Origin of the sequence: Pseudomonas sp. RGM2987 (genome assembly GCF_022952855.1) — a bacterium.
In the GTDB taxonomy this organism is placed as follows: Bacteria; Pseudomonadota; Gammaproteobacteria; order Pseudomonadales; family Pseudomonadaceae; genus Aquipseudomonas.
Genome location: NZ_JALJDX010000036.1, coordinates 1 through 1843 on the forward strand (window position 1 = coordinate 1; position 1843 = coordinate 1843).

Consider the following 1843-nt stretch of genomic DNA (forward strand, 5'->3'; position numbering starts at 1 on the left):
GCTCCCACGCCACGGGTTTTGTGTGGGTCTTGGGAAAGGCGTCAGGCCGGTTCAGGGACTTTCAAGGCCTTCAACTGCGCCTCCCGCGCCTGGGCATCGGCCAACCGATACAACTCGATCGCCCCATCCCAATGCTCGATCAGCGCCGTGCACGACTCGACCCAATCGCCGCAATTGAGGTACTCCACCTCACCCACCTTGCGGATCTCGGCATGGTGGATGTGCCCGCAGACCACGCCATCAAGTTCGCGCTTGACGCACTCGTGGGCGATGGCTTCCTCGAAATCGCTGATGAAGCTGACAGCCGTCTTGACCTTGTGCTTGAGGTACGCCGAAAGCGACCAGTAGCCGTAGCCATAGCGAGCGCGCCAATGGTTGAGCCAGCGGTTCAGCGTGAGGGTGAATTCGTAGGCCGAATCGCCAAGGAACGCCAGCCATCGGTGGTAGCGGGTGATGACGTCGAACTGGTCACCATGGATCACCAGCAGGTGCCGGCCATCGGCGGTCACGTGTACCGCTTCGTCCACCAGTTGGATGTTGCCCAGGATCAGCTTCGAATAGCGCCGCAGGAATTCGTCGTGGTTGCCGGTGACGTAGATCACCTCGGTGCCACGCTTGCTCATGGTCAGCAGGCGGCGGATCACATTGGTGTGGGCTTGGGGCCAATACATCCCACCGCGCAGTTTCCAGCCGTCGATGATGTCACCCACCAGGTAGATCTTGTCGGCCTGATAGCCCTTTAAAAACTGCGACAAGTGCTCGGCCTGGCAGTCACGGGTGCCCAGGTGCACGTCGGAAATCCACAGGGTGCGGACACGCTGCTTGCGGCTGGGTCTGGCGAGCTCGGCGCTGGTCATGGGCAACCCCTCTGATCGTTTTTCCCACTGTGCGCCTGCGCGGTTAATGGCCCATGACAAACACAAGTCCGTTACATGACAGCCCGGGACATCGCACTGGCGGTGTATGCTGGCGGCCTGACACGGGAGACCGCGATGAGCCCTATCCTCACGCTACGCCACTACAGCCATGACCTGATCGTCCATAGCCATGACCACGCCCAGTTGGTGTTCGGGTTGTCCGGGGCGCTGGATTTCGAGGTCAATGGACGCGGCAGCCAGGTGGTGCAGCAGAGCTTCGTGGTCGTGCCGGCGGGCGCCCATCATGCCTGCGGCAGCCCCCGCGGCAGTCGTTGCCTGGTGCTGGACGTGCCCGGTGATGACTGGATCGGGCAATCCCTGGGGGAGCATGCCGATGCGAGCCGCCGCCTGCTGGACAACGGTGCCCGTCTGGCTCTGGATGCCGGTCAAAGCCAGTTGGTCAGTTGGTTGGCGAGCAGTCCGGTGGATGACCCGCTCATCGCGCAACAGGGTGCCGTGCTGCTGTTGGCCACGCTCAACGGTGTTCGCCAGGCGTCGATCGGTGGGCGGCGCCTGCCTTACGCCGCGCTCAACGCGCACATCGACCAATACGCGGCCTACCCGCTGCAAGTCGCCGATCTGGCGCAGGTCGCGGGCCTCTCCAGCGCCCGCCTGCACGCGCGCTTCGTCGCCGAATGCGGGCAAACGCCCATGGATTACATTCGCAGCCGGCGCTTGCACAAGGCCGTGGGAATGCTGCGCGATTCGGACCTGCCCATCGGTGAGATCGCCCAGCGCGTCGGCTACAGCTCCCAGAGCGCCTTCGCCGCTGCGGTGCTGCGCGAATTCGGCGCCTCGCCAGGCAAGTTGCGGCGCCAGCGCTAGCCTGGCGCTAAAAAACGCCAGGGTTGCGACAGACAGTGCTGCCTTTCTCGCGCTTAAATAATGATCTGCTGAAAGACTGATCTGTGGGAGCGGGGCGGGGG

At 63.4% G+C, this 1843-nt stretch carries 2 protein-coding genes; one reads left to right on the forward strand and one right to left on the reverse strand.

Going from position 1 to position 1843, the window contains the following annotated elements; all coding sequences use genetic code 11:
- Window positions 1-41: 41 nt before the first annotated feature.
- On the reverse strand, window positions 42-857 hold the full coding sequence (locus tag RGM2987_RS00195; protein ID WP_245138104.1) for a UDP-2,3-diacylglucosamine diphosphatase: 816 nt from the start codon (window positions 855-857) through the stop codon (window positions 42-44).
- 135 nt (window positions 858-992) lie between these two features.
- Here RGM2987_RS00195 and RGM2987_RS00200 point away from each other — a divergent pair, with 135 nt between their 5' ends.
- Window positions 993-1742 carry a helix-turn-helix domain-containing protein gene (locus RGM2987_RS00200; protein WP_245138105.1) on the forward strand — a complete coding sequence of 250 codons (750 nt, stop codon included), beginning with the start codon at window positions 993-995 and terminating at the stop codon, window positions 1740-1742.
- Window positions 1743-1843 lie beyond the last annotated feature (101 nt).

Bases quoted from the DNA above. Each gene is read 5' to 3' on its own strand.
- RGM2987_RS00200 (WP_245138105.1), top strand. From the start codon at position 993: ATGAGCCCTATCCTCACGCTACGCCACTACAGCCATGACCTGATCGTC.
- RGM2987_RS00195 (WP_245138104.1), bottom strand. From the start codon at position 857: ATGACCAGCGCCGAGCTCGCCAGACCCAGCCGCAAGCAGCGTGTCCGC.